Raw genomic sequence first — 23,111 nt, 5'->3', positions numbered from 1 at the left:
CACAATGGCTGCCATCTGTCAATTGTGCGCCGGCCCGCAGCTCTGCCAACGAGACGAGGAAGCTCATGATTTCCGCCCTGCCCGCCGACGTGGAACGCGCCCTGACCGCTACGGCGGGCAGGCAGTTTTCGCACCTATTCCTCGTGGCGTGCGGCGGCTCGCTCTCGATCATGATGGCAGGCAAGTACTTGGTCGACCGTCACAGCGGTACATTCGCCTGCGACATCTACAACGCGGATGAGTTCGTCTGCCGAGACCCGCGACGGTTGGGACCTGACGCGCTCGTTGTCCTTTGCTCGCAGACCGGCACCACCCAGGAAACTGTGCGAGCGGCCAATCATGCAAAGAATCGAGGCGCAACGACAATCGGCATGACGCTCGACCAGATATCGCCCCTCGCGCAGGCGGTCGACCACGCCGTCGCCTACCAGGCCTCCTACACGACGGGCAAAGCAATCGATTCAGCCTGCAGCAACTACGGCGTGCTCTATATGTTGCTCGCCGGCCTAATCGATGCTCGGGAGGACGCCGGGCTAACTGCCGATCTGCTGATGAGCCTGAGCCACCTTCAGCCGGCGATCGAGCGTGCACACCGGACCTATGCCGACCGGTTTCAGGCCTTCGCCCCCCGTTTCGCGCCGCGCAATGCGATCTACACACTGGCCAGCGGTGCCAGCTATGGTGCGGCCTATTCGTACGCCATCTGCGTGTTGATGGAGATGCAGTGGTACGACTCGCAGGCCATACACGCCAACGAGTTCTTTCACGGTCCATTTGAGGTGGTGGACCGGGATGCTTGCTTCGTGGTCTTGCTGGGTTTGGACGAAACGCGGAGCCTATCCGAACGCGCCCGCGACTTCCTTTTCAAACATGGAGGCCGGGAAAACATCCTGGTGCTAGATGGAGCGGAACTCGACCTCAGCGGTATGTCCGATGACATCAAACCCTATCTCGTGCCCTTGGTCTTCTTCGACACTCTATGGCGTTTTGCGTATGAGCTGGCCGGCCTGCGTGGCCGGCCGATGCTCGATGGCCGGCGCTACATGAAGAAGCTAACGGACTATTAGTTCCGCCGCGCTCTGCGGCGATCCAACAACTCCCAGCCCGGCTTCTGCGTAGAAGGATTTCTCTATGACTGCATCTGCAAAACCGCGCCAAGTCGTCGTTGTCGGCGCAGGCATCTTCGGCACCTCTTGCGCGCTGCACCTCGCTCGTCTTGGCTTTGATGTAACCATTGTCAATGACGGCGCGCCGGCCAACGGTGCATCCGGCCGTTCACTTTCCTGGCTGAACTCAGCGCGACGTGCCGACACTGCCTATCACCGCTTGAGGCTTGCAGGCATCGACCGTTATCGGACCCTGGCGGCCACAAGGCCGGAAACCGCGTCGTGGCTTCGCTTTGACGGCGGCCTCACCTGGGATGCGGATGATGAGACGAACCAGATCGGGTCCGTCTGCCAGCTGGAGCAGGATATTGGTTATGACGCGCTTCTGCTCGGCCCTGCCGAAGTCGGTGCAGTGGTGCCCGGCGTCAACGCGAGCGCAATTACCCCTCAGGGTGCCATCTTCAATCCTGGCGAAGGATGGGTTGACCTGCCGTCTTTGATCGATCTGCTACTCAATGAATTCCGCTCCCGCGGCGGCAAGCTTATCCAGGGTGCTGGACGCGTGCGGATAGATGCCACAAGTGGTCGCGCGCGTGGCGTCGTCACTGCCGATGGTGCGCCGATAAAGGCGGATGCAATGGTCCTTGCCGTTGGGCCAGCGACGCCTGTCATGCTTGCGGAGATCGGCGTCCATGTCCCCGACGCCACGCCGATTTCACTTCTTTTGAAGACCAAGCCGACCAAGACCGAGCTCCGTGCCGTGCTGAATACGCCGCGCGTGGCGGTGCGCCCGACGCCGGATGGCGCATTTGTTTTGGATTCGGCATGGTCGGAGGAAGAAGTCGTGGTCAACCCGGACGGCACCTACACCGTGCACGACAAGACCATCAAAGGACTGCTCGACGAGGCCAGTGCCGTGCTCGACGGCAATCCGCGGCTCCAACTCGCTACCTATGCTGTCGGCCCGAAGCCTATCCCCGGCGACGGCGAGCCGGTGCTTGGCTCAGTCGAGACCGTCGCCGGTCTTCACGTCGCCTTTAGCCACAGCGGCGCCACGCTTGGACTGATCGTCGGCGAATTGCTTGCCAAAGAAATCGCCTCCGGCAATCCGCACCCGATGCTTGCAACCTTCCGCGCCAACCGTTTCAGCTGACAGGGCATCGCGGCCGAGGTCGAACTGGCCAGATGGGCCGCGGGCCTGGGGAATCCTGGCAAGGTCGCTAAACAGCGAATTTCTGCCTCTTGCAGCTTCAACGTTGGACCGAGGGTGGTCAAGGCCAAGAAGCTGAGGTGCCCGGAGGAGCATCTCCAACCCGAATCCGAGCGTGAACTCGGCCGCGCCAGCCATCGAGATGAACACGTCCCGCGGCAGGCCGAAGGTCAGAAACGGCTATATCTTCGACCAGCGGGTAGAACCACTCCGGATAGGCTCGATGTCGCGAGGTCCTAGAGGTTGTAAGGTGGGACACGAACGTGCGGCGCGTCTGTCTGGCGCCAGTCTCGAAAGTATTGGCGACTACACCGCCAGCGCCCCTGAGCACCGATGTCTTGCAATGGATTACCCAGCAAACATTCGTCGCCAAGAAACAAAAGCTTCGCTTCGTAAGCCGACGCATTGTACCAGTCGCAGGCAGCCGCGCAACGATTCAAGCCCGACCTTGACTGGAAGCTGGAGGACGAACCATCCAAGAGGGGCGGCATGTTGAGACACTCGTGGCCTTGGACGAACGGTAGCGCATTGCGCCTGAGCGCACCGGCCTGATGGTGCTGCGCGGCTACGCCTATCTCAACCTGCGCGGTTCGGCGATGCAGAACAGACAAAAAGAGCCCGGCCGGTCTACCTTGTGGGAATCAGGTGCAGTGCAGACTTCCCGCCCCTCACGGCCGCGACTGACAGCTTGCGGTCAAAGCTCGCAAGTTGGCCGCCACGCGCCTTGGCGAGCGCGAGAAGATACGTATCCGTGACCTGTGCCGAGGTCAGGATTTTCGCTGCATCGATGTCGCCCGAGCCAACCAGGCTCACATCGTCGGGCCAGAAGCTGTGCCCGTGCAGAGCCCGCAACTTGGTAACGATTTGCGCAACGACGGCGGGCGAGCCGGGAGAATTGGGATATCTTTGGTTGCCGACGATGCGCAGGACGCCGTTTTCGGTGATGGGACACGTAGCCCATGCGGCGTTGCCGGCCTGTTCGAACCAGTCATGCGCGTCGTCATGGGCGACGTGGCCAGGATCGATCAGTGCGATCAGCACATTGACATCGAGCAGGAACGTCAAGGCAGTTCGTCTCGCAGGGCATTGACCGTCTCAAGCGTGACAGGAGGTGCATCCGGCCGAGGCGACAGTAGAGGAATCCCGTTGCGCTCGCCGCCGGCTTGAGGCCGGCGCAGCGAGCGCCGGGCGAGATCGGTGATGACCTCGCCGAGGCTGCGATCCTGCTGCCGGGCGATGGCCTTGGCCGCAACCAGGACGTCGTCATCGATCGCCAGTGTGGTTCTCATGTCGCCCTCCTGGTGCGCATCAATCATCACGCATCATATAGAGCAGCAACGTCGGGTACTCAAGCGGTGCGACTTCCGACAGCGGTGCGACTTCGTAGCGTCGTAAGCAGATGAGTTGTCCGGATTAGGTAGCACACGAGTTGTCCGATCACTCGTAAGCGAGTTTGGTTTCCCTCACCCTTTGACTACCGACAAAGTTGCGCAGGGCCGAGGGACCGTTATGGCCGCGCTATCTAAGGGACGTGCCTTCCGGAAGCTTATCAGCTCGGGAGACTATCGGCAGAAGCTACGGAGGCTGCAGCAAGGACCGACGCACCCTTTTGGATGCGTCGGAGCAAAGGTCTACGCGTGGCGGATCTCCGTTCCCAGCACCTTCAGGCATTCGCGGATGAACGCTGCAAGCGCCGTCCAGCCCTTTGCCGAAACCATCGTGCCATCCACATATGCCTCCGTTGGAGACAGATCGATGTAGATGCCGCCCGCAAGCGTCACTTCGGGCTCGCAAGCCGCCAGTGCGCCGACCTTCTTGCCACGCACGACGCCGTCCACCGCAATCAGGATCTGCACGCCGTGGCAGATCGTGAAGATCGGCTTCTTGGTTTCGTGGAAGTGGCGCACCATCGCCTGTACGCGCTTGTCGGTGCGGATGTATTCGGGGCCACGGCCGCCGGCGCAGTACACAGCGTGGTATTGCTCCAACTGCTTCTCAGCGTCGGAAAAGGTCTTGTTGATCAGCGCATAGTGGCCGAGCTTTTCGGTGTAGGTCTGATCGCCCTCGAAATCGTGCAGCGATGTTTTGATCAGGTCTCCGGCGCTTTTGTCTGGGCACACGACGTGAACGGTGTGGCCCACCGCTTCCATCGCCTGCTGGTAGACGAAGATTTCGTATTCCTCGGTGAATTCACCAGTCAGCATCAGGATCTTTTTGCCTGGCATGGTCGTTCCTTTCCTGTGACAACGGCCGGGCGAGACCTGTACTCGCCTGGTAGGTTTGAGTTTCTAGAAGGGTGAATCGGGGAAGTAGTCTTCGTTGGCACTGACCGGCGTGATGACCGTCAACGGCGGGTACGGGGACATCGGGACAGTCTCAGTCGAACGCCAGCAACAAACGGTCGCGGGAATGCTCGATATGGCGACGCATCGCCTGCTCGGCAGCGGCAGGATCGGCCGCAGCGAAAGCGGCCAGGATGGCCTCATGCTCGTCAAGCGCCTCTTCGGTGACGCGCGAGTGGAACATCAGGCGAAATATGTGGAAGTGGGTATGCTGGTGCGCCAGCGTCTCGCGCACGAGTTCGTTATTGGCGAATTCCATGACCTTGTCATGGAAAATGGCATCCTGGCGGGCAAAGTTGGAATACCGCAGCCGCTCGTCCTTGCCCTCACGGCGCGCCATGACGCCGGCCGATTTCTGAAGCTGTGCGAGCTTTGTCTCGTCCATGAGCACCGCTGCCTTGGCTGCACCATGAGGCTCGAGCAGCAGGCGAAGCTCGTAGAGTTCATCGAACCGTCGTTTCGTGATCTGCGGCGCAGCGCGGTAACCGATCAGATGCGTCTTCAGCACCAGGCCTTCGCCTTCGAGCCGGCCGAGCGCCTCGCGGATCGGCGTGTGGGATACGTTGAATTCCTTGACCAGGCTGTCGACGGTGATGCGCGAGCCCGGCGCAATCTTCAGGGACATGAGTTGCGCAAAGATCGCTTCGTAGACGTCCTCAACCAAGCTGCTGGAGCGCTGGATACGTCCGCCGGCGGGGTTCGCTTCGTCTACACTGGGTAAGTTCATGGGCTGCATTTTTTGCCTCTTGACACATCAAGTTGCTAACACGATGCTCCGGCCAATGCAATCCTATATCCTATACGATTTTATAGAGGATATTATTTGAGGCCATTTCAAGACAAAGCGATGGCGCTTGCGGTGGTCCTGCTGGAACAGCGTGCCGCCCTGGCAGCCCGTGCTTCCTCACCGGCTGAACGGACCGCCAGCGTTGCGGGCGATGGTTCGGCACGTCGATACGCAACCGCGCTGCGAGACGGGTTTTACATCGAACCCGGCCTTTGGGCCGAGTTGAACGCCATCTCGCATTCCAATCCAGTCATCATCACAGGATGCAGGTCATGAGCCTTTTCGCTGCCCTAAGGCTGCCGCGCGAAATCCTCTTCGGGAAGGGCCAACGCCACGTCATTCCGGTTGTCGCGGCGAGGCTCGGGCGTCGCGCACTCGTCTGCACCGATGAACGTTTTGCCGCAACGGGCCCGTTCGCAGAGATTGTCACGGGGCTGCGAGCCGCCTCGATAGACGTACTGGTGCATGATCGTGTGCTGCCCGACGTTCCTCGGGACACCGTTGCCGTCTGCGTCGAGGAAGCACGGAAGTTCGCGCCCAACGTGGTGATCGGCATTGGCGGCGGCAGTTGTCTCGACATGGCGAAATGCGCCGCGTTGCTCATCACTCACGGCGGTCAGCTCCAGGATTACTACGGCGAGTTCAAGGTGCCCGGCCCGACGCTGCCGCTGATCGCGGTGCCGACGACAGCCGGCACGGGCTCTGAAGTGACCCCGGTCGCCGTAATCTCCGATCCGGATCGCACGCTGAAGGTCGGCATCTCCAGCCCGTATCTGATCGCGGCCGCGGCCATCTGCGATCCTGAACTGACGATGACATGCCCGCCGGCATTAACCGCGATCGCAGGCGCCGATGCGCTGACGCATGCAATCGAGGCCTTCACCGCCGCCAGGCGCGGAACCGATCCCGGCCTTCCGCAGAACCATGTCTTTATCGGCAAAACCGCCTTGACCGATCACTTCGCCCTGCTGGCGATCAAGCTGCTTGGCCGAAGCGTTGAAACGGCATACCGCCGGCCCTCCGACGAGGACGCCCGGGCCGACGTCATGATGGGTGCACTTGCAGCCGGCTGCGCGTTCGGAACGGCCGGCACAGCGGCAGCGCACGCCGTGCAATATCCGGTTGGCGCGATAACCCACACCGCTCACGGATTGGGTGTCGCCACCATGCTGCCATTCGTCATGAAGTACAACAGAACAGCCGCAGTGACCGAGATGGCCGAGATCGCCAACGCGCTCTGCCTCGATGCAAAAGGCCGGACGCCCGAAGAGTTGGCCGACGCGACCATTGGCGAGGTCAGTCGGCTGTTTGGGGCAATCGGGATCACCCCCACGTTGGCCGAGCTGGGGCTGCCTGCCGACAAGCTCGATTGGACGGCGGAACAGGCGATCGGTATCGAGCGTCTCATCAAGAACAATCCGCGGCCATTCGATTTGAGGTCCATGCGACGTCTGGTCCAGGCCGCCTTTGATGGCGACCTCGCCAGCTGCGTCATGTAAACAATCGGGAATATCGAGATGAACACGTTTTCACAGGTTCTGTCGGATGATCAGGGCGTCAGCGACTTCCACACAATCTCGCACCGGCTGTATATTGGCGGCCAATGGCGGCAGTCCGCGGATGGCAGGGTAATTCCGGTCATTGATCCGTCGACGGAAGCCATCATCGCGGCCGTACCCGATGCGACCTTGGAGGACGCGGCCGCCGCCGTTGACGCCGCTGCCAAAGCAGCCCATGGCTGGCGGACAACGTCGCCGCGAAAGCGTTCCGAGATCCTCAGACGCTGCTTTGAGCTGATGACGGAACGATCGGAGGCACTGGCTACTCTCATCGCACTGGAAAACGGCAAGGCCCTGCGGGATGCCCGCGGCGAGATCGCTTATGCCGCGGAATTTTTCCGTTGGAATGCCGAGGAGGCCGTTCGCATTACCGGTGAATTCGGTACTGCGCCTTCCGGCACCAATCGCATTGTGGTCGACTACGAACCGATCGGCATATGCATCCTGATCACGCCCTGGAATTTTCCTGCCGCGATGGCGACGCGCAAGATCGCGCCGGCACTTGCCGCTGGATGCACGGTGATCCTGAAACCGGCCAGTGAGACCCCGCTTACCGCCTACGCGCTGGCCGCGCTCTACCAGGACGCAGGCGTTCCACCGGGGGTGGTTAACGTCCTGACAACCTCCAGTCCCGGCCCTTTGACAGCCGCCATGCTGGCCGATCCGCGGGTGCGCAAACTCTCCTTCACCGGTTCGACGAGTGTGGGCCGCGCTCTGCTGGCAGAGGCTGCCAGGCATGTGGTCTCGTGTTCCATGGAACTCGGCGGCAACGCACCGTTCATTGTGTTCGACGACGCCGATCTCGAAGCGGCGATCGATGGCGCAATGGTGGCCAAGATGCGCAACGCCGGCGAGGCCTGCACGGCCGCAAACCGCCTCTACGTCCAATCTGGCATCTACGAAGCCTTCTGCGAGGGCCTCGAGAAGCGGATGTCGTCGCTCAAGGTCGGCGCCGGCACCGACCCGGACACGGAATGCGGGCCTATGATCACGAAAAAGGCGATCGAGAAGATAGACCGCCTTGTCGTCGACGCGGTCACACGCGGCGCGCGGGTCTTGTGCGGCGGCTCAGTCCTGTCCGGACGTGGTTTCTTCTACCCTCCGACAGTGCTTCGCGACGTGCCGGGCGACGCAAAGATGGCGCATGAGGAGATATTCGGGCCGGTGGCGCCAATCTCCAGCTTCGAAACGGATGCCGAGGTCATCGCGCGCGCCAATGACACCGAATATGGGCTTGCTGCCTACATCTACACGCGCGATCTGGCGCGCGGCATGCGGGTGGCCTCCCGGATCGAGGCCGGGATGATTGCTCTCAACCGCGGGCTGATGTCCGATCCGGCAGCCCCCTTCGGCGGCGTCAAGCAGAGCGGGATCGGCCGCGAGGGAGGGCAGCATCACGGCATTGCGGAATTCATGGAGGCGAAATACCTCGCCATCAGCATGTGAGCAGAAGAATGCAAGGCGATCCCTTTCGCATCCGCGACCACGTCGCGGATTTTGACGAAATCGTGCAGGACTTCGTTGATCGCAGCGAGGTCGCCCGCGCCACCATTGCGATGACCGCTGACGTGGCCTACGGACCGGATCCGACCGAGACCATGGACCTGTTCTTTCCCGCGGGCAAAAGAACGGCGCTTCCGGTGCACATCTTTGTCCATGGCGGCTACTGGAGAATGTTCTCCAAGCGCGACTATTCATATATGGCGACGACGATTACCCAGGCCGGGGCCATTGCCGTCATCCTTGATTATGCTCTGATGCCCAAGGTCCGAATGGCGAGGATCGTCGACCAGGTGCGCCGGGCCAAGCAGTGGGTCCTGGCCAACATCGCCGATCATGGCGGAAGCCCGGCGGCCCTGACCGTCAGTGGTCATTCGGCTGGAGCCCATCTTGCAACGTTCCTGTTCGATGGGGCGCACACCCCCTCGAATGTAAGGGCAGCCCTTCTGTTGAGCGGGCTCTACGATTTGAAGCCGCTCCAGGATTCCTTTCTCGCCAACGAGATTGGAATAACCGACGAGGAAGTCGCCATGTTCACGCCGCTCGCCTGTCGGCATGATCCTCAAACCAAGGCGGCGGTTCTGGTCGGAGCCAATGAGACGCCACCTTTCCATCAGCAAGCCGATCGATTCAAAGCAAGCTTGCTGCGGCAGGGATCGTTGGTAACGTCGCATGTGCTCCCGAACCGCAACCACATGGACAGTGTCAGAGATCTCGGCGTGCCGGGGACCGGGGCTGCCGATTGCCTGGAAGAACTGATCGCCAAGGCCTACTGACTAACTCGGGTTCTCGGGGCGGTTTGTTTTGCGCCACTCCTCGTATTCCCCGCGGGCATCGTCATGCAGCGGATAGTAACGTTGCAACGGGCCGCCCTCCATGAGCTTCACTCGTGAGAATTCCTCCCAATCATGATGCTTTTGTGATTCTTCGATCACCTTCGGGGCCATCACGACGGGAAGCACCACCACCCCGTCGTCGTCGGCGACAATGATATCGCCGGGGATCACCGTGACACCGCCGCAGGCAATCGGAACGTTGACGGCATTGGGATAGATGCTGGTCTGCACATGATAGTTTGGCGTCCAGCCGCGCAGCCATAGGGGCAGGTCGAGCTTTTCGACATTGGGCCGGTCGCGCATGCACCCATCGATGACGATACCCGCCCCGCCCCTGCCCTTGAAATACGTCGACATCATATCGCCGAAGACGCCCGAGCTCATATCGCCGCGCGCGTCGACCACGACCACATCGCCCTCCTGCGCGTGATAGAGCACGTGCCGGTGCAGCTGCGTCTCCGGATCGGCATATTCTCCTTCGGTGAAGAGGTCAGGCCGCTGCGGCAGGAACTGCAGCGTCAACGCCGGCCCGACGATCGACTTCCCGTGGTTTTGCGCCACCGGACCAACCATGTGCGGATTGCGGAAGCCCATGTGGCCAAGCGTGCTGGCTACCGTCGCGGCGCCGATCTCCCTTAGCGCGTCGATCAGGTCTTTAGGCGGCCGCATGATGTCGGAAGTATGCGTCATTGTGGACTCCGATTGAATGGAACTACCAGTTCGTAACAGAACCATCGCGGCGCTTAAGGTGAGGCGCTTCCCAGAAACGCAAACTCTGCGCCTGGACCGCAACTTCGTTGACCTCGACGCCGAGTCCCGGCAGATCGCCGACCGGGTAATCGGTCCCGTCGAGCCGTGGTTGCACGGGGAAGAAGTCGGAATTGTCGAAGCCCAGCTTTGTTTCGGGTGCCCTGGTCTCGAGCCACGCGAAGTTGGGTACCGCGGCAGCGAGATGCACGGTCGCGGCCGTGCACACTGGACCAAGCGGATTGTGCGGCATCAGGTCCACATAATGCGCCTCGCTCCAGCCAGCGATTTTCATCGCCTCGGTGAGCCCGCCGACATTGCAAACATCGATCCGGTTGAACTGATGGATGCCGCGCTCGATGTAGGGCAGGAACTGCCACTTGCTGGCAAATTCCTCGCCTATGGCAAAGGGGATTTCGGTCATCGTGCGCAACGATTCATAGGCCTCCGGCGTTTCGGCCCGGATCGGCTCCTCGAGGAAATCAAGCACGCCGCGGCCGAGCTTGTTGCAGAAGCTCGCGGCCTCTGCCACCGACAGCCGATGATGATAGTCGAGGCCGAGGACCACGTCGCTGCCCAGCGCCTCGCGCGCCTTGTTCAGCATACCCGCGGTAGCGCCGATGGACTCGCGCGGCTCGAAGATGTCCTTGCTGTTTTGCCCGAAGGGGAAGAAGCGGATCGCCTGCCACCCCTGCGCGCGAAGTTCGCGGGCCCGTTCGATGGCAACGTCGCCCTCGGCCTCGTCGCCGGTCGAGGCAAAGGTGGGAATGCGGTCGCGCTGCTTGCCGCCCAGCAGCTCGTAGACCGGCACGCCCAGCGCCTTGCCCTTGATGTCGTGAAGGGCGATGTCGATGGCGGAAATCGCCGCCTGAAGGACTCGCCCGCCTTCGAAGTACTGGCTGCGGTAAATCTCCTGCCAGATCCGCCCGATCTGCATCGGGTCGCGGCCGATGAGAAACTCGCGATAGTGCTCGACCGCGCCGGCCACGGCCCTCTCGCGACCGCTCAAGCCGCTCTCGCCCCAGCCGAAGATGCCCTGGTCGGTCTCGACCTTGACGAGCATCTGGTTGCGCGTTCCTACCCAAACCGGATAGGGCTTGATCGCGGTGATCTTAAGCTTCTCAGTCATCCACGCCCACGTTCCACACGCATCGGCCCTATCTCAGTTGGCCTTGAGGGCCATTTCAGTTTCGCCATCGAACAGATGCATTCGCTCCTGGTCGAACTCGAGCCAGATCTGCTCGTCGGGCGCGACGGCAATGTTCGGCGGCACGCTGACGTTGACGATAGCGCCGGACAGGAACGCCTGAACGAAGGTGACGTCTCCGGTCGGCTCCACCGTATAGGCCTTGGCCGGGACGCTGCCTGGCACCGCACTCTTGTGGAGCTTGATCGTCGAGTGACGTGCGCCGAGCACGACTTTCCGGGTCGTCGCTTTCGCCACCTTCTGGGCATTGCGCGGTGAGAGCTCAAGGCGCCAGCCCTCGGCGCCGGTCAACACCGTGTTGCCGTTTGCCGTCGAGGCCTGCAGCGGAATAAGGCTCATCGCCGGGCTGCCGATGAAGCTGGCCACGAACATGTTCACCGGATGGGCAAAGACCTGCGCCGGTGAATCGTATTGCTGCAGGTAGCCGCCATTCATCACCGCCATCTTGTCGGCCATGGTCACGGCTTCGAGCTGGTCGTGCGTCACATAGATGATCGTCGCCTTGAGGTCCTGGTGGAAACGCTTGATCTCCGACCGCATCTGCACGCGCAGTTTGGCATCGAGGTTGGACAGTGGCTCGTCCATGAGGAACACTGCGGGGTCGCGAACGAGGGCACGGCCAAGAGCCACACGCTGCTGCTGCCCGCCCGAAAGTTCGCGCGGCTTGCGCTCGAGCAGGTGCGTCATGTCGAGCACTCGCGCCGCTTCCTTGACCTTCTTGTCGATCTCGTCCCTGGGGAGTTTGCGCATCTGAAGCGGGAACGCCAGGTTCTTGTAGACCGATTTCTGCGGGTAGAGCGCGTAGTTCTGGAACACCATTGCGATGTCCCGGTCCTTGGGGTCGAGGTCGTTGACCACGCGCTCGCCGATGATGATGTCGCCCGATGTGATCGGGGTCAGCCCAGCGACGAGATTGAGCGTGGTTGTCTTGCCGCAGCCTGAAGGGCCGACGAGCGCAACGAACTCGCCGTCATTGACCGTCAACGAGACGTGGTTGACAGCTTTGAAGCCGCCATAGCTCTTGACGAGATCTTGGAGGACCACGTGGGCCATCGGCAACTCCCTAGTGCTTGACCGCGCCTTCTGTAAGGGCGCGTACGAAGTATCGTTGCAGGACCAGGAACAGCACCACGACGGGCACGCTCATCATGAAGCTGGCCGCCATCAGGCCCGGAAAATCCGTCGTATTTTCCGAGAAGAAGCGTTGGATGCCGACCGGCAGGGTCAACTGCTCGTTCTTGGAGAGGAAGGTGTAGGCGTAGATGTACTCGTTCCACGCGCCGATGAAGGAATAGATTGCGGTGGCGATGATCCCCGGCGTCGAGAGCGGCATCACGATCATGATGAAGGCCTGGAACCGTGTTGCGCCATCGATGCGCGCCGCCTGCTCAAGCTGCACCGGGATATTGTCGTAAAAGCCCTTGAGCAGCCAGATCGCCAGCGGCAGGCCAAAGGTGAGATAGGTGAGTATCAGTGAGCCATGCGTGTTTATCAGACCGATCGCGCGCATCAGGATGAAGAGTGGCACGAGGAAGATCACCGCCGGGAACATATTGCGCAGCAGCACGGCAAAGAACAGGAAATTCCGGCCGGGGAAACTGAAGCGCGAAAACGCGTAGGCCGCTGGGACAGCCACGATCACCGAAAGGATTGTCGTGACGGTCGACACGAAAAGGCTGTTCCAGAAGAAGCGGAGGAAGTCCTGGCCGACGCTGTTCTGCGGATCGAGCAGTTTCTGATAGCTGGCGAGGGTAGGTTCGTCCGGCCACCATTGCGGCGGGAATTGCGTCGCCGCGAATCCGGACTTGATCGAGGTGATCAGCATCCAGATCATCGGCAACGCGGTATAGAGCAGCATGAACACGAGGAATATGCGCCCGGCCCACCGCCATCCGTCGACGCGCATGCGGCGACGGGTCTGGGCTCGAGGGGCTGTCTCGGCAATCGTGCTCATGCGCTCCCCTCTTTCCGCTCGTTGCCGCTTAACGCACGGACGTAGAAATAGCCCAGCGTCATCAGCGTGAGGAACAGGAGCACCGAATAGGCCGATGCCACGCCCCAGCGCTGCCTTCCGAAGGCGAGCTCATAAATGTGGGTTATCCAGATATGCGATGCGTTCGACGGCCCGCCGCCGGTCATGATCCAGGGGATGATGAAGGAATTGAAGTTGGCCACCGCGAGCAGCAGCATCGTCACCACCGAGACGTTGCGCAAGTGCGGGAAGGTGACGTGCCAAAAGCGCTGCCATGCATTGGCACCATCGACTTTTGCGGCACGCAGCAATTGGTCGGGGACTGTCTGCAGGCCGGCCATCATCATGATCATGGCAAACGGAAACTCGCGCCAGATATTGACGACGATCAGGGAGGGCAGCACCGTGCTGACATTGTCGATGAAATTCGGCGGCTGGGCGGCCAATCCGAGGCCGACCAGCACCGCGCCGATGATCCCGAAGTCCGAATGGTAGATCCACTTCCAGATGTAGGAGGCGGCGACGGCGCTGATGACCCAAGGGATGATCAGGAGGGCGCGCAGGACACCACGGCCGATGAAGTCGCGGTGGAGCGCCAGCGCTGTGGCGAACCCCAGGACAAAGGAGATGAAAGTTGACCCCAGAGTCCAGATCAGTGTGTTCCAGGTGACTTTCCAGAACACCTGACTGGTGAGGATGGTCGTGTAGTTGTCGAAGCCGATGAAGGTCTTGTCGCGGAGTTGCAGGCCAGGCGGTGTCTTAAAGAACGACAGCTCGACCGTGTAGTAGATCGGATAGGCGATGACGATGAGCATTACGGCGATCGCTGGGAGCACGTACGCGTAGTCCGCGCGATGCTCCCAGATCTTCCGCAGCGCGCCGGACCAACCGGATTGCAATCTTCGGCGAGCCTCGGCCTTGCCGGTCACGATCGTCACTTGTGGCGTGCCCTTTTTCTTCGGAACGAGGCGGCTGCGCCAGCGGCGCAGCCGTCAGTCGTAGGTCCGGCCTGGACTAGAGTCCGCCCATCAGGTCTTTTACCTTCTTGGCCGCGTCGTCCGCTGCCTCGTCGACGGTCATCGCTCCGGTCAGGGCATTCTGCAGCATGTCCGGGATGATGATGTTCATGATCTCGGGGGCCTGCGGCAGAGCTGGGAACGGGATGCCGTATGGCAGCATCGAGGTGGTGACGTCGAGGAACTTGATGTTGTCCAGACGTTCCTTCATCCACTTGGTCTTGAAGCCGTTGAGGTTGCCCGGGTTTGATCCGGCGTAGGCCATCTTCAGCGACCATTCAGGGCTCGTCCACATGCAGATGATAGCTTTCGCAGCCGGCTCGTCTACCTTGCCGCCCTCGACATATTCGGGTTTCAGGATGTGAATGTTCGAGCCGCCGAACACGACGGCGCGCTTGCCGTCGGGACCAGTCGGGATCAGGCCGTAGCGCATGTTGTCGATGACCGTCTGCGCCTTGTCCTTGTCGGTGCCCGTCGCCTTTTTCTGCAGGTCGAGCATGACGTTGTAATCGGACGGGTGCGAGATCATCATGCCGAGCTGGCCGGCGACGAACAGGGGCTGGTTATCGGCCTGCTGGTTGGTGAGTGCCGAAACCGGAACCGACTTGTCGCGAACATACATGTCGTACGAGGCTTGCAGCGCTGCCTTGCTCTGCGGGCTATCGAGCTGGACCTGCTCATAGGTCGGGTTTGGCGTCGCTTCGTCGAAGACGCCGCCGCCATAGGCCCATAGCTGTGGCATGAAGCGGTACGGCGTATTGCCGGCATTCTTGCGAGCCACGAGGCCGTAACCGGCAATGCCAAGCTTGTCGTGGATCTGCTTGGAATATTTGACGACGTCGTCCCAGGTTGCCGGAGCCTTGTCTGGATCGAGGCCCGCACGCTTGAAGATGTCGGCATTCCAGATGAACGCCATCGTCTCATTGTTGGTCGGAATGCCGTAGGTCACGCCCTCCCAGGTCACTGCCTTCATGGCGCCGGGCCAGAAATCCTCGGTCGAATACCCCACGTCCTCTGGCTTGAGCGGCTGCAGATAGCCCTTTGAGGCGAACTCGGTACCACCCAGGATTTGCAGGCGGACCGCCATCGGCGCGGCATTGCCCAGGAGCGCGGTGCGGAACTTGTCGAGAAGGTCGTTATAGGTGAGGGCTTGTTCCTCGATCTGGATGTTCGGATAGGTTTTGCGGAAGGTCTCGAAGAAATCCTTGTAGTACTGGCGCAGGAGGTCGGGGTCGCCCTCGAACACGCCCTGATACCAGAATGTCAGTCGCCCCTTGTAATCGAGCGGTGTGACCTTGGCGCAATCGGCCGCCGTGTCAAAGTCCTGTGTGCCCGCAATCGAGCGTACATATTCCGGCGACCACTTGCTCAGGTCGACCGGCGGTGCACCCAGCGCCGATGTAGACGTCAGGGATGCCATCAAAGCAGTGGCGACAGTGCCGCGCAGGACGGCACTGCCGAGCGCAATTCTCGTCATAGGTATCCTCCCTGGTTCTCCCATGCCGCCCTAAAGCGGTCCTTGCTCGTTTCGATCGCGAGGATGCTTCTTTCAGCTCAGTGTATCCTCTCGATCACTTGGTACGTTTTCAGATCATGGATTGCCTGTCAACGCGCAGAATCGTACATTGTTTGCGAAAGCCGTGTGTGATATCGGGCAAGTTATGTATTAAATTGGGGAGCCGGCCTTGGCCGAAATAAGCGATTTCAAAGCGATGCCACCGGTGGGGACCGATCCCATCGGGGCCTCCAGCGAGGGCGCCTCGCTTTATGAATTGATCAGGGAAGATATCATCGAGGGACGGCTCGCCGCCAACGAACGGCTTGTCGTCACCGATCTCGCCCGGCGTCACGGCACTTCGACCAATCCTGTGCGCGAGGCCCTGCAGTTGTTGCGCGGCGAAGGGTTTGTCACCTTTGTCGCCAACCGCGGGGCGCGCGTGCGACCCATTGATCAGGATTTTGTCCGGGATATCTACGAGATCGGTGTTCTGATCGAGCCAGCCCTGACACGATGGTTTGTGAATATGGCTACCGGCGAGGACATCGCCGAACTCGAACGTCTCCAAGGCCTGATCGAAGAGAACAACTTCGCCGACACATTCAGGCACAGTGAGCTGGATACCGCTTTCCACACCGTGATGTACCAGCGGCACTACAACCGCCACGCCGCCGAGCTTTGGTGGAAGCATCGCGAAGTGCTGCGAGCCGTGAGCCGTCGTTTCAATTTTACGCTGGCGCGACGTGCCGCGATCATGCGCGAGCACCGCGAACTCATCGCGCTTGTGAAGGCGGGAGAGGCCGACAAGGCGGCCGAACTCGTTTCCCGCCATGTCGAGGGTTCGGGCCGGCATATTCTCGAACAGATGCGAGCGCGCAACGCCGCTCGGGCCGGATAGAATGTCCAGTCCAGAACATCGTTAGCTGACCATTTTCAGGCAAAGGTAGTTGAGATGAAAATCACGAGCATTCGGCCGTGGCTGATCAAGTCCGATGCTTCTTACTGGGGAGAGTTCCTGTTCGTCGAAGTGACGACCGACGAGGGAGTGAGTGGCTGGGGAGAGATCACCACCACGACAAGGCTCGCCAACCGCGCGCTCTGCACGATCCTGCGGCAGATCGGCGTCGCCGTGACAGGCGAGGATCCGGCGCGTATCGAGCATCTCTGGCACAAGATCTTCCGCAGCTTCACCTACATGGGAAGCCGCGGCGCCGCCGTCGAATGCGTGAGCGCCATCGATATTGCCCTCTGGGACATCCGGGGCAAAGTCCTCGGCAAGCCGATTTACGAGCTGCTTGGCGGGCCGGTACGCGATGAAATCGCGCTCTACACCCATCCCAACCAGGCCAAATTCACCAGCAAGGAGGCTGTGGTCCGCGAAATTCTAGACATTGTCGAGTCCGGACACACTGCGCTCAAGTTCGATCCCTACCCCCACCAGGGCCGCAGCGCCGATGGCCTGCCCCGCGAACAGCGAGACGGCTACCTCGATGGCAGCATGACCCGCAAGGACGAGCGCGAAGCCGCCGAACTCACGGCTCTGATCCGCGAAACGGCAGGACCCGATGTCGACATTCTCATCGATGCGCACGGCCGCTTCGACGTCCCCACCGCCATTCGCCTCTGTCGGAGCCTCGAGGAGGCCGGCCAGATCGACTGGTTTGAGGAGCCCTGCCCGCCCGAGAGCCTTAACGCCCTCAAGCAGGTGCGTGAGAAGGTCAATACCGCCATCTCGTGGGGCGAGCGCGGCCACACGAAGTGGGATTTCGTGCCGGTACTCGAGAACAGGCTCGCTGATTACATCATGCCCGACGTTACCTGGACCGGCGGCATTACCGAACTCAAGAAGATTGCTGCGCTATGCGAAGCCTACTACGTGCCGGTCTCGCCACATGACGCCGCGGGACCGATCAACGTGGTTGCGGGAGCGCAGGTGATGATGACCGTTCCCAACTTCTACAAACTTGAAACATCGGAGTGGAACCTGGGCAAATACGATCACCTGATCGACAGACCACTCGACATTTCGAACGGCAGCCTCAAGCTGTCGTCGAAGCCTGGTCTCGGTATTGAGATGGACCGCGACTACCTGCAGGCCCACGAGATTGAGTTGGGCTAGCAACACGCTGTGCCGGCCCAGGGTGCGTGACGACAAGCCGAAAACGAGGATAAGTCATGGCAAAGACAGGTGGCGCCGACGAAGCGCTCAATCGGGTGAACGCGAACTCCAAGCCATCCCAGCTTCGCATCACCGACATGCGGGTAGCCGAAATCGTCGGCGCGCCGTTCACCTCAACCCTGCTCAAGATTTACACCAACCAGGGCATCGTCGGGCTTGGCGAGGTGCGCGACGGCGCCAGTGCCACCTACGCGCTGATGCTGAAGAGCCGGCTGCTTGGCGAGAACCCTTGCGACATCGACCGCCTGTTTCGCCGGATCAAGCAGTTCGGTGGCCACGGCCGGCAAGGCGGCGGCGTCTCGGCGGTCGAGATCGCGTTGTGGGATCTCGCCGGCAAGGCCTATGGCGTTCCCATCTACCAGATGCTCGGCGGCCGGTTTCGGGAGAAGGTGCGCGTCTATTGCGACACCGACGCTACCGTGCCGAGCGGCACCGAGACCGGCAAGCGCCTCAAGCAGCGCATGGCGCTCGGCTTCACCTTCCTCAAGATGGATCTGGGGCTGATGCAGATCGCGGATGTACCCGGTGCGGTCGTCTCCCCTGCCGGTTCACTTGAAGGGTACCGCATCCATCCCGGCCGCGGCCCGGTCAAGACCATGGAGGAGCGGCGCGCCCGCAATGCCGCTTACGATTTGCATAACGTCCCCCATCCGTTTACCGGCCTCCACTTTTCCGACAAGGGCCTCGACCTGCTTGAACAGTACATTGCCGAGGTTCGCGATGTTATCGGCATGGATATTCCGCTCGCCATTGACCATGTCGGCCACATCTCGCTGCAGAACGGCATTCGGCTCGCCAGGCGGATTGAAAAATACGTGCCGGCCTGGCTCGAGGATGTGATCCCATGGCAGTACACCGAGCAGTTCCGGCAACTGCAGGCCGCCACTACGGTGCCGATCTGCACCGGCGAGGACATCTACCTAAAGGAAGGCTTCGAGCCTCTGCTCAAGAGCGGCGGCCTCTCCATTATCCACCCGGACCTGCTCACCAGCGGGGGCATCCTCGAGACCAAGAAGATCGGCGACATGGCCCAGGACCACGGCGTCGCAATGGCCATCCATATGGCCGAAAGTCCAATCGCCGCAATGGCCGCGGCACATGTCGCGACCGCGACTGAAAACTTCATGGCGCTCGAATACCACTCTGCCGATGTCGACTGGTGGGACGATATCGTCACCGGCGTTCCCAAGCCGCTCGTGAAGGACGGCTTTATCACTGTTCCGGACAAACCTGGCCTGGGGATTGACGACGTCGTCGACGAGGTGATCTCGCAGCATCTGCAGCCGGGTGTCACCGGCATCTGGCAGCCCACGGATCACTGGGACAACGAGTATTCCTGGGACCGTATCTGGAGCTGAGGCGAAAAGAACCGAAGATGAAGATCACCGATCTCCGCTGCGCCGTCATCGGCAAACATCCCATCGTCCGCATCGTTACCGACGAGGGCCTCTATGGCCTTGGCGAAGTCGAGTTCACCAAGACCTATCTCAAGCCTTGGGTGCTGCATTTCCGCGATGCGCTGATCGGCGAGGACCCTACCGACGTCGAGCGGGTGATGCTGAAGATCCGCCAACGCGGCTCTTTCAAGCCCTATGGCGCGGCGGTAAGCGCTATCGAGCATGCGCTGTGGGACATAGCCGGCAAGGCCGCAGGCGTGCCGGCCTACAAACTGCTCGGCGGCAAGGTGCGCGACAAGGTGCGCGTCTATAACGGCTCGATCCGGCAGAAGCGAACGGGGGACCGGCCGGAGGATTACGCCGCTGACGTGAAATGGATGATGGAGCAGCCGCAGAATTTCTTCATGATCAAGCAAGGGATCTCGTTCCACTCCAACATGAAGGACACCATCGAGGACTTCCATTACGGCGTGAAGCAGAATAAGGCTGGCTACCACGGTGCCATGGATCAGGGCGTCATCAGCGAGCGCGGTTTCAACCACATGCTCGACTGCGTGATCGCGATGAAGGAAGTGCTGGGCGACAAGGTGAGCCTGGCGCTCGACTGCGGCCCGGGCTGGATGCTGCCCGATGCGATCAAGTTCGCTCGCGCGGTCGAGAAGTACAATTTGATGTGGCTCGAGGACATGCTGACCGGCGACTATGTGCCGTGGGTCAATCCGCAGGCCTATCGGGAGCTGACCACCGCCACCTCGACGCCAATTCATACCGGCGAGCAGATATACCTGCGGCACAATTTCAAGGAGCTGATCGAAACGCAGGCGGTGCGCGTCATCGGCCCGGATCCGGCCGATATTGGCGGCATTGCCGAGCTCAAATGGGTCGCCGAGCACGCCTATATGCACTCGATCCTGATCGCACCGCACGGCACCGCGAACGGCCTTCTAGGCCTCGGCGCGCTGATCAATGTCTGCGCCACGCTGCCCGCCAACTACATTGCGTTCGAATACCCGAGCGCCTCCGACCCCTGGTGGGAGGACCTCGTAATCGGCCTGCCGTCGCAGATCGTGAAGGACAGCATGGTGGACTTGCTGGAAGCGCCGGGGCTGGGCCTCGACATCGACGCCGAAGCAACCAGGAAGTATCTCCGGGAAGAGGATGCAGGCTTCTTCGACTGAACCATCCTTCTTGCGCCACCCAGCACCGCGCGGACTGATTCTCGCAAATTGGCATCCAGAATGACCGTTTCGGGGCCTGGAGCCGTCGGTCTGCTTCGGATCAGCGGCTGGCCAAAGCCGACGTAGCTTGTCGGAAGCTCCCGAGCAAATGCCGGCTTCCTGATTTCCATGCCCGGAAGCGAACCGTCACAAATCCGCCATCTCAGGCATCACCTTGCAGACGGCCGGTTCGCCTTTTCGACGGCATAGGGTGTATGGAGCACCCGACGCCCCCACCCCTACCTCTGAAAATGCCCCAACCCGTTCTCATTGAGATAGTCCACCGTCATCACCCGCGCGCGAATGCCGCCGGGGGAACCAACGAACTTCACCGATGACAGCGAGCCGGTCGGCGCGTTCTCTCCGCGGGGCGTGAGGGCGTAGGTGTCGCCGTCCCAGTGCTCGAGCGTGAACTGCATGGGCTTGGGGCCGAGTTCGAGCATCAGCTTTTCGCCATCGGCCCGCACGGTGGCGGTGTCGAAATAGTTGCTCGTATATCGGCCCTCGTAGAAGGATGGACTGCGCGCCTTGGCGGGGTTCGTCGGCTTGTCCTTGCCGGCGAGGTCGCCCACCGGCTTGTAGTAGACCATGAACCGCGGCTTGATGTAGGGATACCAGTCGCGAGTGACCTTGCCATATTGCACGATGTCCATGAAGCTGGCGGCGACCGCCTCGGCGGCGCCGACGGGGGAGCCGTTGGTGAGCACGACGATGCCGACATCGGCCGAGGGCAAGATCTGGAAGGTGGTGCCGGCGCCGAGCAGGAAGGCGCCGGAATGGCCCATGGTGGTGCGCCCATTGGCGTTCACCCCCACATTGAAGCCATAGCCATAGGAGCTGGCCCGCGTATCGGGCGTCTCGCCGCGGTAGGTCACGCTCTGCGGTGTGATGGCGGGCTGCAGGATCTTCGGGTCGATCATGGGCTGGCCGTTATAGGTGCCGTCGCCAAGCAGCAGGATCATCCACTTGGCAAGATCCTGGGCGCTGGAGGAGACGCCGCCCGCCGGCGCCTGCTGGTCGGGGTCGCGGTCATAGAGCGGCTCGAACACATTCTCCGCCACGCGCGCATGCAGCAGGGCGCGGTTCTTGCCGGCGGCAATGAAGTCCTCGTGCCGATAGCTGCTCGAGCGCATGCCGAGCGGATCGAACAACAGGCTCTTGGCCAGCGGCTCCCAAGGTTGTTTCTCGGCGTGGGCCACTGCCTCGGCGCCGATCGTCGTGCCGAAATTGGCGTAGTGATAGGAGATACGGAAGGGATCGAGCGGCACCATCCACAGGCTCCCGACGATCTGCTTGCGCTGGAAGCCGAGATCCTCGAGTTCGTCGCCCGCCGCCATCGGCAGGCCCGAGCGATGGGCGAAGAAATCGCCGATGGTGGCGTTGCTCGAGGCATAGTCGAGATTGAGGCGGAAGCCGTCCCAGACCTTGCCGACCGGGGTATCCCAGTCGAAGCTGTGGTCCTTCGTCATGGCGATCGCGGCCACCGTGGCCGAGATCGACTTCGACACCGAGGCGACCTGGAAAATGGTGGTGCTGCTGACCTTAGAAGTGTCGTCCCGGTTGTCGCGAAGGCCATACCCCTCGTCAAAGATCATTTTGCCGCCATGCACCACCGCCACGGCGAAGCCGGGAACGTCGGATGCTTCCTTGACTTTCTTGACGATGTCCGGCAGCGCGGCCAACGCCTTCTCGACACCGCCGGGGTACAGCTGCATAGCATCCTGCGGCGGCGATGGCCCAAGCTCCGGCAGGCAGGACTGCGCGGCTGCCACGGCGGGCAGCATGGTAACGAGGGAAAGTACCAGGAGAGCAGCGACCTTCTTCATTGCATGTCCTCAAACTTGCACCGGCAGATGATCGGACCATACGCGGCAAGATGAAAGATGGTTGCGGCTATTTTCCAATGAAATGTTTAAGTTCAAAGATCAGACAGAGACGGCGGCTGCGTGTCATGTAATTTCGGGACCTGGTGAAGTATCCGCGTTACCTACGCGCCCGGCAATTGGATGGGACTGCGCGGGAGAACGTCAAGTTCCAAGGCCGGGCGGCAAATGGCATCTAATCAGGAGTTGTTCGCCAACGGGCTGGCGGCCAACCAGAAAGTCATCGAAGCCAATTATATGGCCCATCGCGAGGCCCTATGGCCTGCTGCACGGGGTCCGATGGCCGAGAGGCCCGGACGCTTCGTCTTCACCGATCTTGCCTACGGCACGGGGCCCGTTTGCTGTCCGTCCGGTTATTGCCGCGGGACCAGTTAAAGCAGCCGTTCGGCTCACGTGAAGAGTTTCGGGCGCCGGCAGGCGTACGAAAGTCCCCGAGGAAGGAACCCGCGGGCCGCAGACGATGGCTATGGGGATTTCGGATTTCGGCAGACGTCGGCGATGGCGTGACCGCCGTCGGGAAGCGCTGGGGTGAATGCGGACAGACCGCTTCGTTGCGCCCCCGCGCGGTGTTGTCGGCTTGGTCGGCAGCTGGACGCGACCTCTTCAGCATCGAGGATCATCATGGACGTGCGTCGATCCGTTGCCGGAGGCTGAG

20 protein-coding genes are annotated in these 23,111 nt (G+C 61.3%); 9 read left to right on the top strand and 11 right to left on the bottom strand.

Going from position 1 to position 23,111, the window contains the following annotated elements; translation table 11 throughout:
• Positions 1–65: 65 nt before the first annotated feature.
• Positions 66–1,067, top strand: coding sequence for an SIS domain-containing protein (locus tag NKI67_RS14910; protein ID WP_023679269.1), 1,002 nt, complete (start codon positions 66–68; stop codon positions 1,065–1,067).
• Between the two features lie 64 nt (positions 1,068–1,131).
• On the top strand, positions 1,132–2,259 hold the full coding sequence (locus tag NKI67_RS14905) for an NAD(P)/FAD-dependent oxidoreductase (protein WP_352645724.1): 1,128 nt from the start codon (positions 1,132–1,134) through the stop codon (positions 2,257–2,259).
• A 684-nt stretch (positions 2,260–2,943) separates the two neighbouring features.
• On the opposite strand, the gene NKI67_RS14900 is transcribed toward NKI67_RS14905, so the two are convergent.
• The 4 genes from NKI67_RS14900 to NKI67_RS14885 form a co-directional block, all read right to left on the bottom strand.
• Positions 2,944–3,381, bottom strand: coding sequence for a TA system VapC family ribonuclease toxin (locus tag NKI67_RS14900; RefSeq protein WP_352645722.1), 438 nt, complete (start codon positions 3,379–3,381; stop codon positions 2,944–2,946).
• A complete protein-coding gene (locus tag NKI67_RS14895; protein ID WP_023679266.1) occupies positions 3,378–3,605 on the bottom strand; it encodes a hypothetical protein in 228 nt (75 codons plus the stop codon). The genes NKI67_RS14900 and NKI67_RS14895 overlap by 4 nt, the downstream gene beginning before the upstream one ends.
• Positions 3,606–3,947: 342 nt before the next feature.
• A complete protein-coding gene (locus tag NKI67_RS14890; protein ID WP_023679265.1) occupies positions 3,948–4,541 on the bottom strand; it encodes a DJ-1/PfpI family protein in 594 nt (197 codons plus the stop codon).
• A gap of 151 nt (positions 4,542–4,692) precedes the next feature.
• Positions 4,693–5,394 (bottom strand): GntR family transcriptional regulator, encoded by a 702-nt coding sequence (locus tag NKI67_RS14885; RefSeq protein ID WP_023679264.1) that lies wholly within the window; start codon positions 5,392–5,394, stop codon positions 4,693–4,695.
• 323 nt (positions 5,395–5,717) lie between these two features.
• On the opposite strand from NKI67_RS14885, the gene NKI67_RS14880 reads away from it, so the two are divergent.
• The 3 genes from NKI67_RS14880 to NKI67_RS14870 are packed head-to-tail and all read left to right on the top strand — an operon-like array spanning position 5,718 to position 9,280.
• Positions 5,718–6,944: an iron-containing alcohol dehydrogenase gene (locus NKI67_RS14880; protein ID WP_352645719.1), complete on the top strand. Its 1,227-nt coding sequence runs from the start codon at positions 5,718–5,720 to the stop codon at positions 6,942–6,944.
• Between the two features lie 18 nt (positions 6,945–6,962).
• A complete protein-coding gene (locus NKI67_RS14875; protein WP_352645717.1) occupies positions 6,963–8,450 on the top strand; it encodes an NAD-dependent succinate-semialdehyde dehydrogenase in 1,488 nt (495 codons plus the stop codon).
• Positions 8,451–8,458: 8 nt separating this feature from the next.
• The gene (locus NKI67_RS14870) at positions 8,459–9,280 is read left to right on the top strand and encodes an alpha/beta hydrolase (RefSeq protein WP_352645715.1); all 822 of its coding nucleotides are present in this window, start codon (positions 8,459–8,461) and stop codon (positions 9,278–9,280) included.
• Here the strand turns inward: NKI67_RS14870 and NKI67_RS14865 are convergent, their stop codons facing one another.
• The 6 genes from NKI67_RS14865 to NKI67_RS14840 all read right to left on the bottom strand — a co-directional run bounded on the left by NKI67_RS14865 (position 9,281) and on the right by NKI67_RS14840 (position 15,759).
• A complete protein-coding gene (locus tag NKI67_RS14865) occupies positions 9,281–10,030 on the bottom strand; it encodes a ribonuclease activity regulator RraA (RefSeq protein ID WP_352645713.1) in 750 nt (249 codons plus the stop codon).
• Positions 10,031–10,052: 22 nt separating this feature from the next.
• On the bottom strand, positions 10,053–11,216 hold the full coding sequence (locus NKI67_RS14860; RefSeq protein WP_352645711.1) for a mandelate racemase/muconate lactonizing enzyme family protein: 1,164 nt from the start codon (positions 11,214–11,216) through the stop codon (positions 10,053–10,055).
• 33 nt (positions 11,217–11,249) lie between these two features.
• The gene (locus tag NKI67_RS14855; RefSeq protein WP_023679257.1) at positions 11,250–12,347 is read right to left on the bottom strand and encodes an ABC transporter ATP-binding protein; all 1,098 of its coding nucleotides are present in this window, start codon (positions 12,345–12,347) and stop codon (positions 11,250–11,252) included.
• A 10-nt stretch (positions 12,348–12,357) separates the two neighbouring features.
• The gene (locus tag NKI67_RS14850; RefSeq protein WP_023679256.1) at positions 12,358–13,248 is read right to left on the bottom strand and encodes a carbohydrate ABC transporter permease; all 891 of its coding nucleotides are present in this window, start codon (positions 13,246–13,248) and stop codon (positions 12,358–12,360) included.
• Positions 13,245–14,204: a carbohydrate ABC transporter permease gene (locus NKI67_RS14845; RefSeq protein WP_352645709.1), complete on the bottom strand. Its 960-nt coding sequence runs from the start codon at positions 14,202–14,204 to the stop codon at positions 13,245–13,247. Before NKI67_RS14845 ends, NKI67_RS14850 begins: the two co-directional genes overlap by 4 nt.
• Positions 14,205–14,280: 76 nt before the next feature.
• On the bottom strand, positions 14,281–15,759 hold the full coding sequence (locus NKI67_RS14840) for an ABC transporter substrate-binding protein (protein ID WP_352645707.1): 1,479 nt from the start codon (positions 15,757–15,759) through the stop codon (positions 14,281–14,283).
• Positions 15,760–15,967: 208 nt separating this feature from the next.
• Here NKI67_RS14840 and NKI67_RS14835 point away from each other — a divergent pair, with 208 nt between their 5' ends.
• The 4 genes from NKI67_RS14835 to NKI67_RS14820 are packed head-to-tail and all read left to right on the top strand — an operon-like array spanning position 15,968 to position 20,534.
• Positions 15,968–16,678: a GntR family transcriptional regulator gene (locus tag NKI67_RS14835; RefSeq protein ID WP_023679253.1), complete on the top strand. Its 711-nt coding sequence runs from the start codon at positions 15,968–15,970 to the stop codon at positions 16,676–16,678.
• Between the two features lie 54 nt (positions 16,679–16,732).
• Positions 16,733–17,899, top strand: coding sequence for a mandelate racemase/muconate lactonizing enzyme family protein (locus NKI67_RS14830; protein ID WP_352645705.1), 1,167 nt, complete (start codon positions 16,733–16,735; stop codon positions 17,897–17,899).
• 56 nt (positions 17,900–17,955) lie between these two features.
• Positions 17,956–19,317: a mandelate racemase/muconate lactonizing enzyme family protein gene (locus NKI67_RS14825; RefSeq protein WP_352645703.1), complete on the top strand. Its 1,362-nt coding sequence runs from the start codon at positions 17,956–17,958 to the stop codon at positions 19,315–19,317.
• Between the two features lie 17 nt (positions 19,318–19,334).
• A complete protein-coding gene (locus tag NKI67_RS14820) occupies positions 19,335–20,534 on the top strand; it encodes a mandelate racemase/muconate lactonizing enzyme family protein (RefSeq protein WP_352645702.1) in 1,200 nt (399 codons plus the stop codon).
• Positions 20,535–20,812: 278 nt separating this feature from the next.
• Here NKI67_RS14820 and NKI67_RS14815 read toward each other — a convergent pair whose 3' ends face one another.
• Entirely contained in the window at positions 20,813–22,399 is a 1,587-nt protein-coding gene (locus NKI67_RS14815; protein WP_352645700.1) for a serine hydrolase, read from the bottom strand.
• Between the last annotated feature and the right edge of the window lie 712 nt (positions 22,400–23,111).

Source organism: Mesorhizobium sp. M0408, from assembly GCF_040321495.1.
Lineage (GTDB): Bacteria > Pseudomonadota > Alphaproteobacteria > Rhizobiales > Rhizobiaceae > Mesorhizobium.
This window is presented reverse-complemented; position numbering and strand designations above follow the sequence as displayed.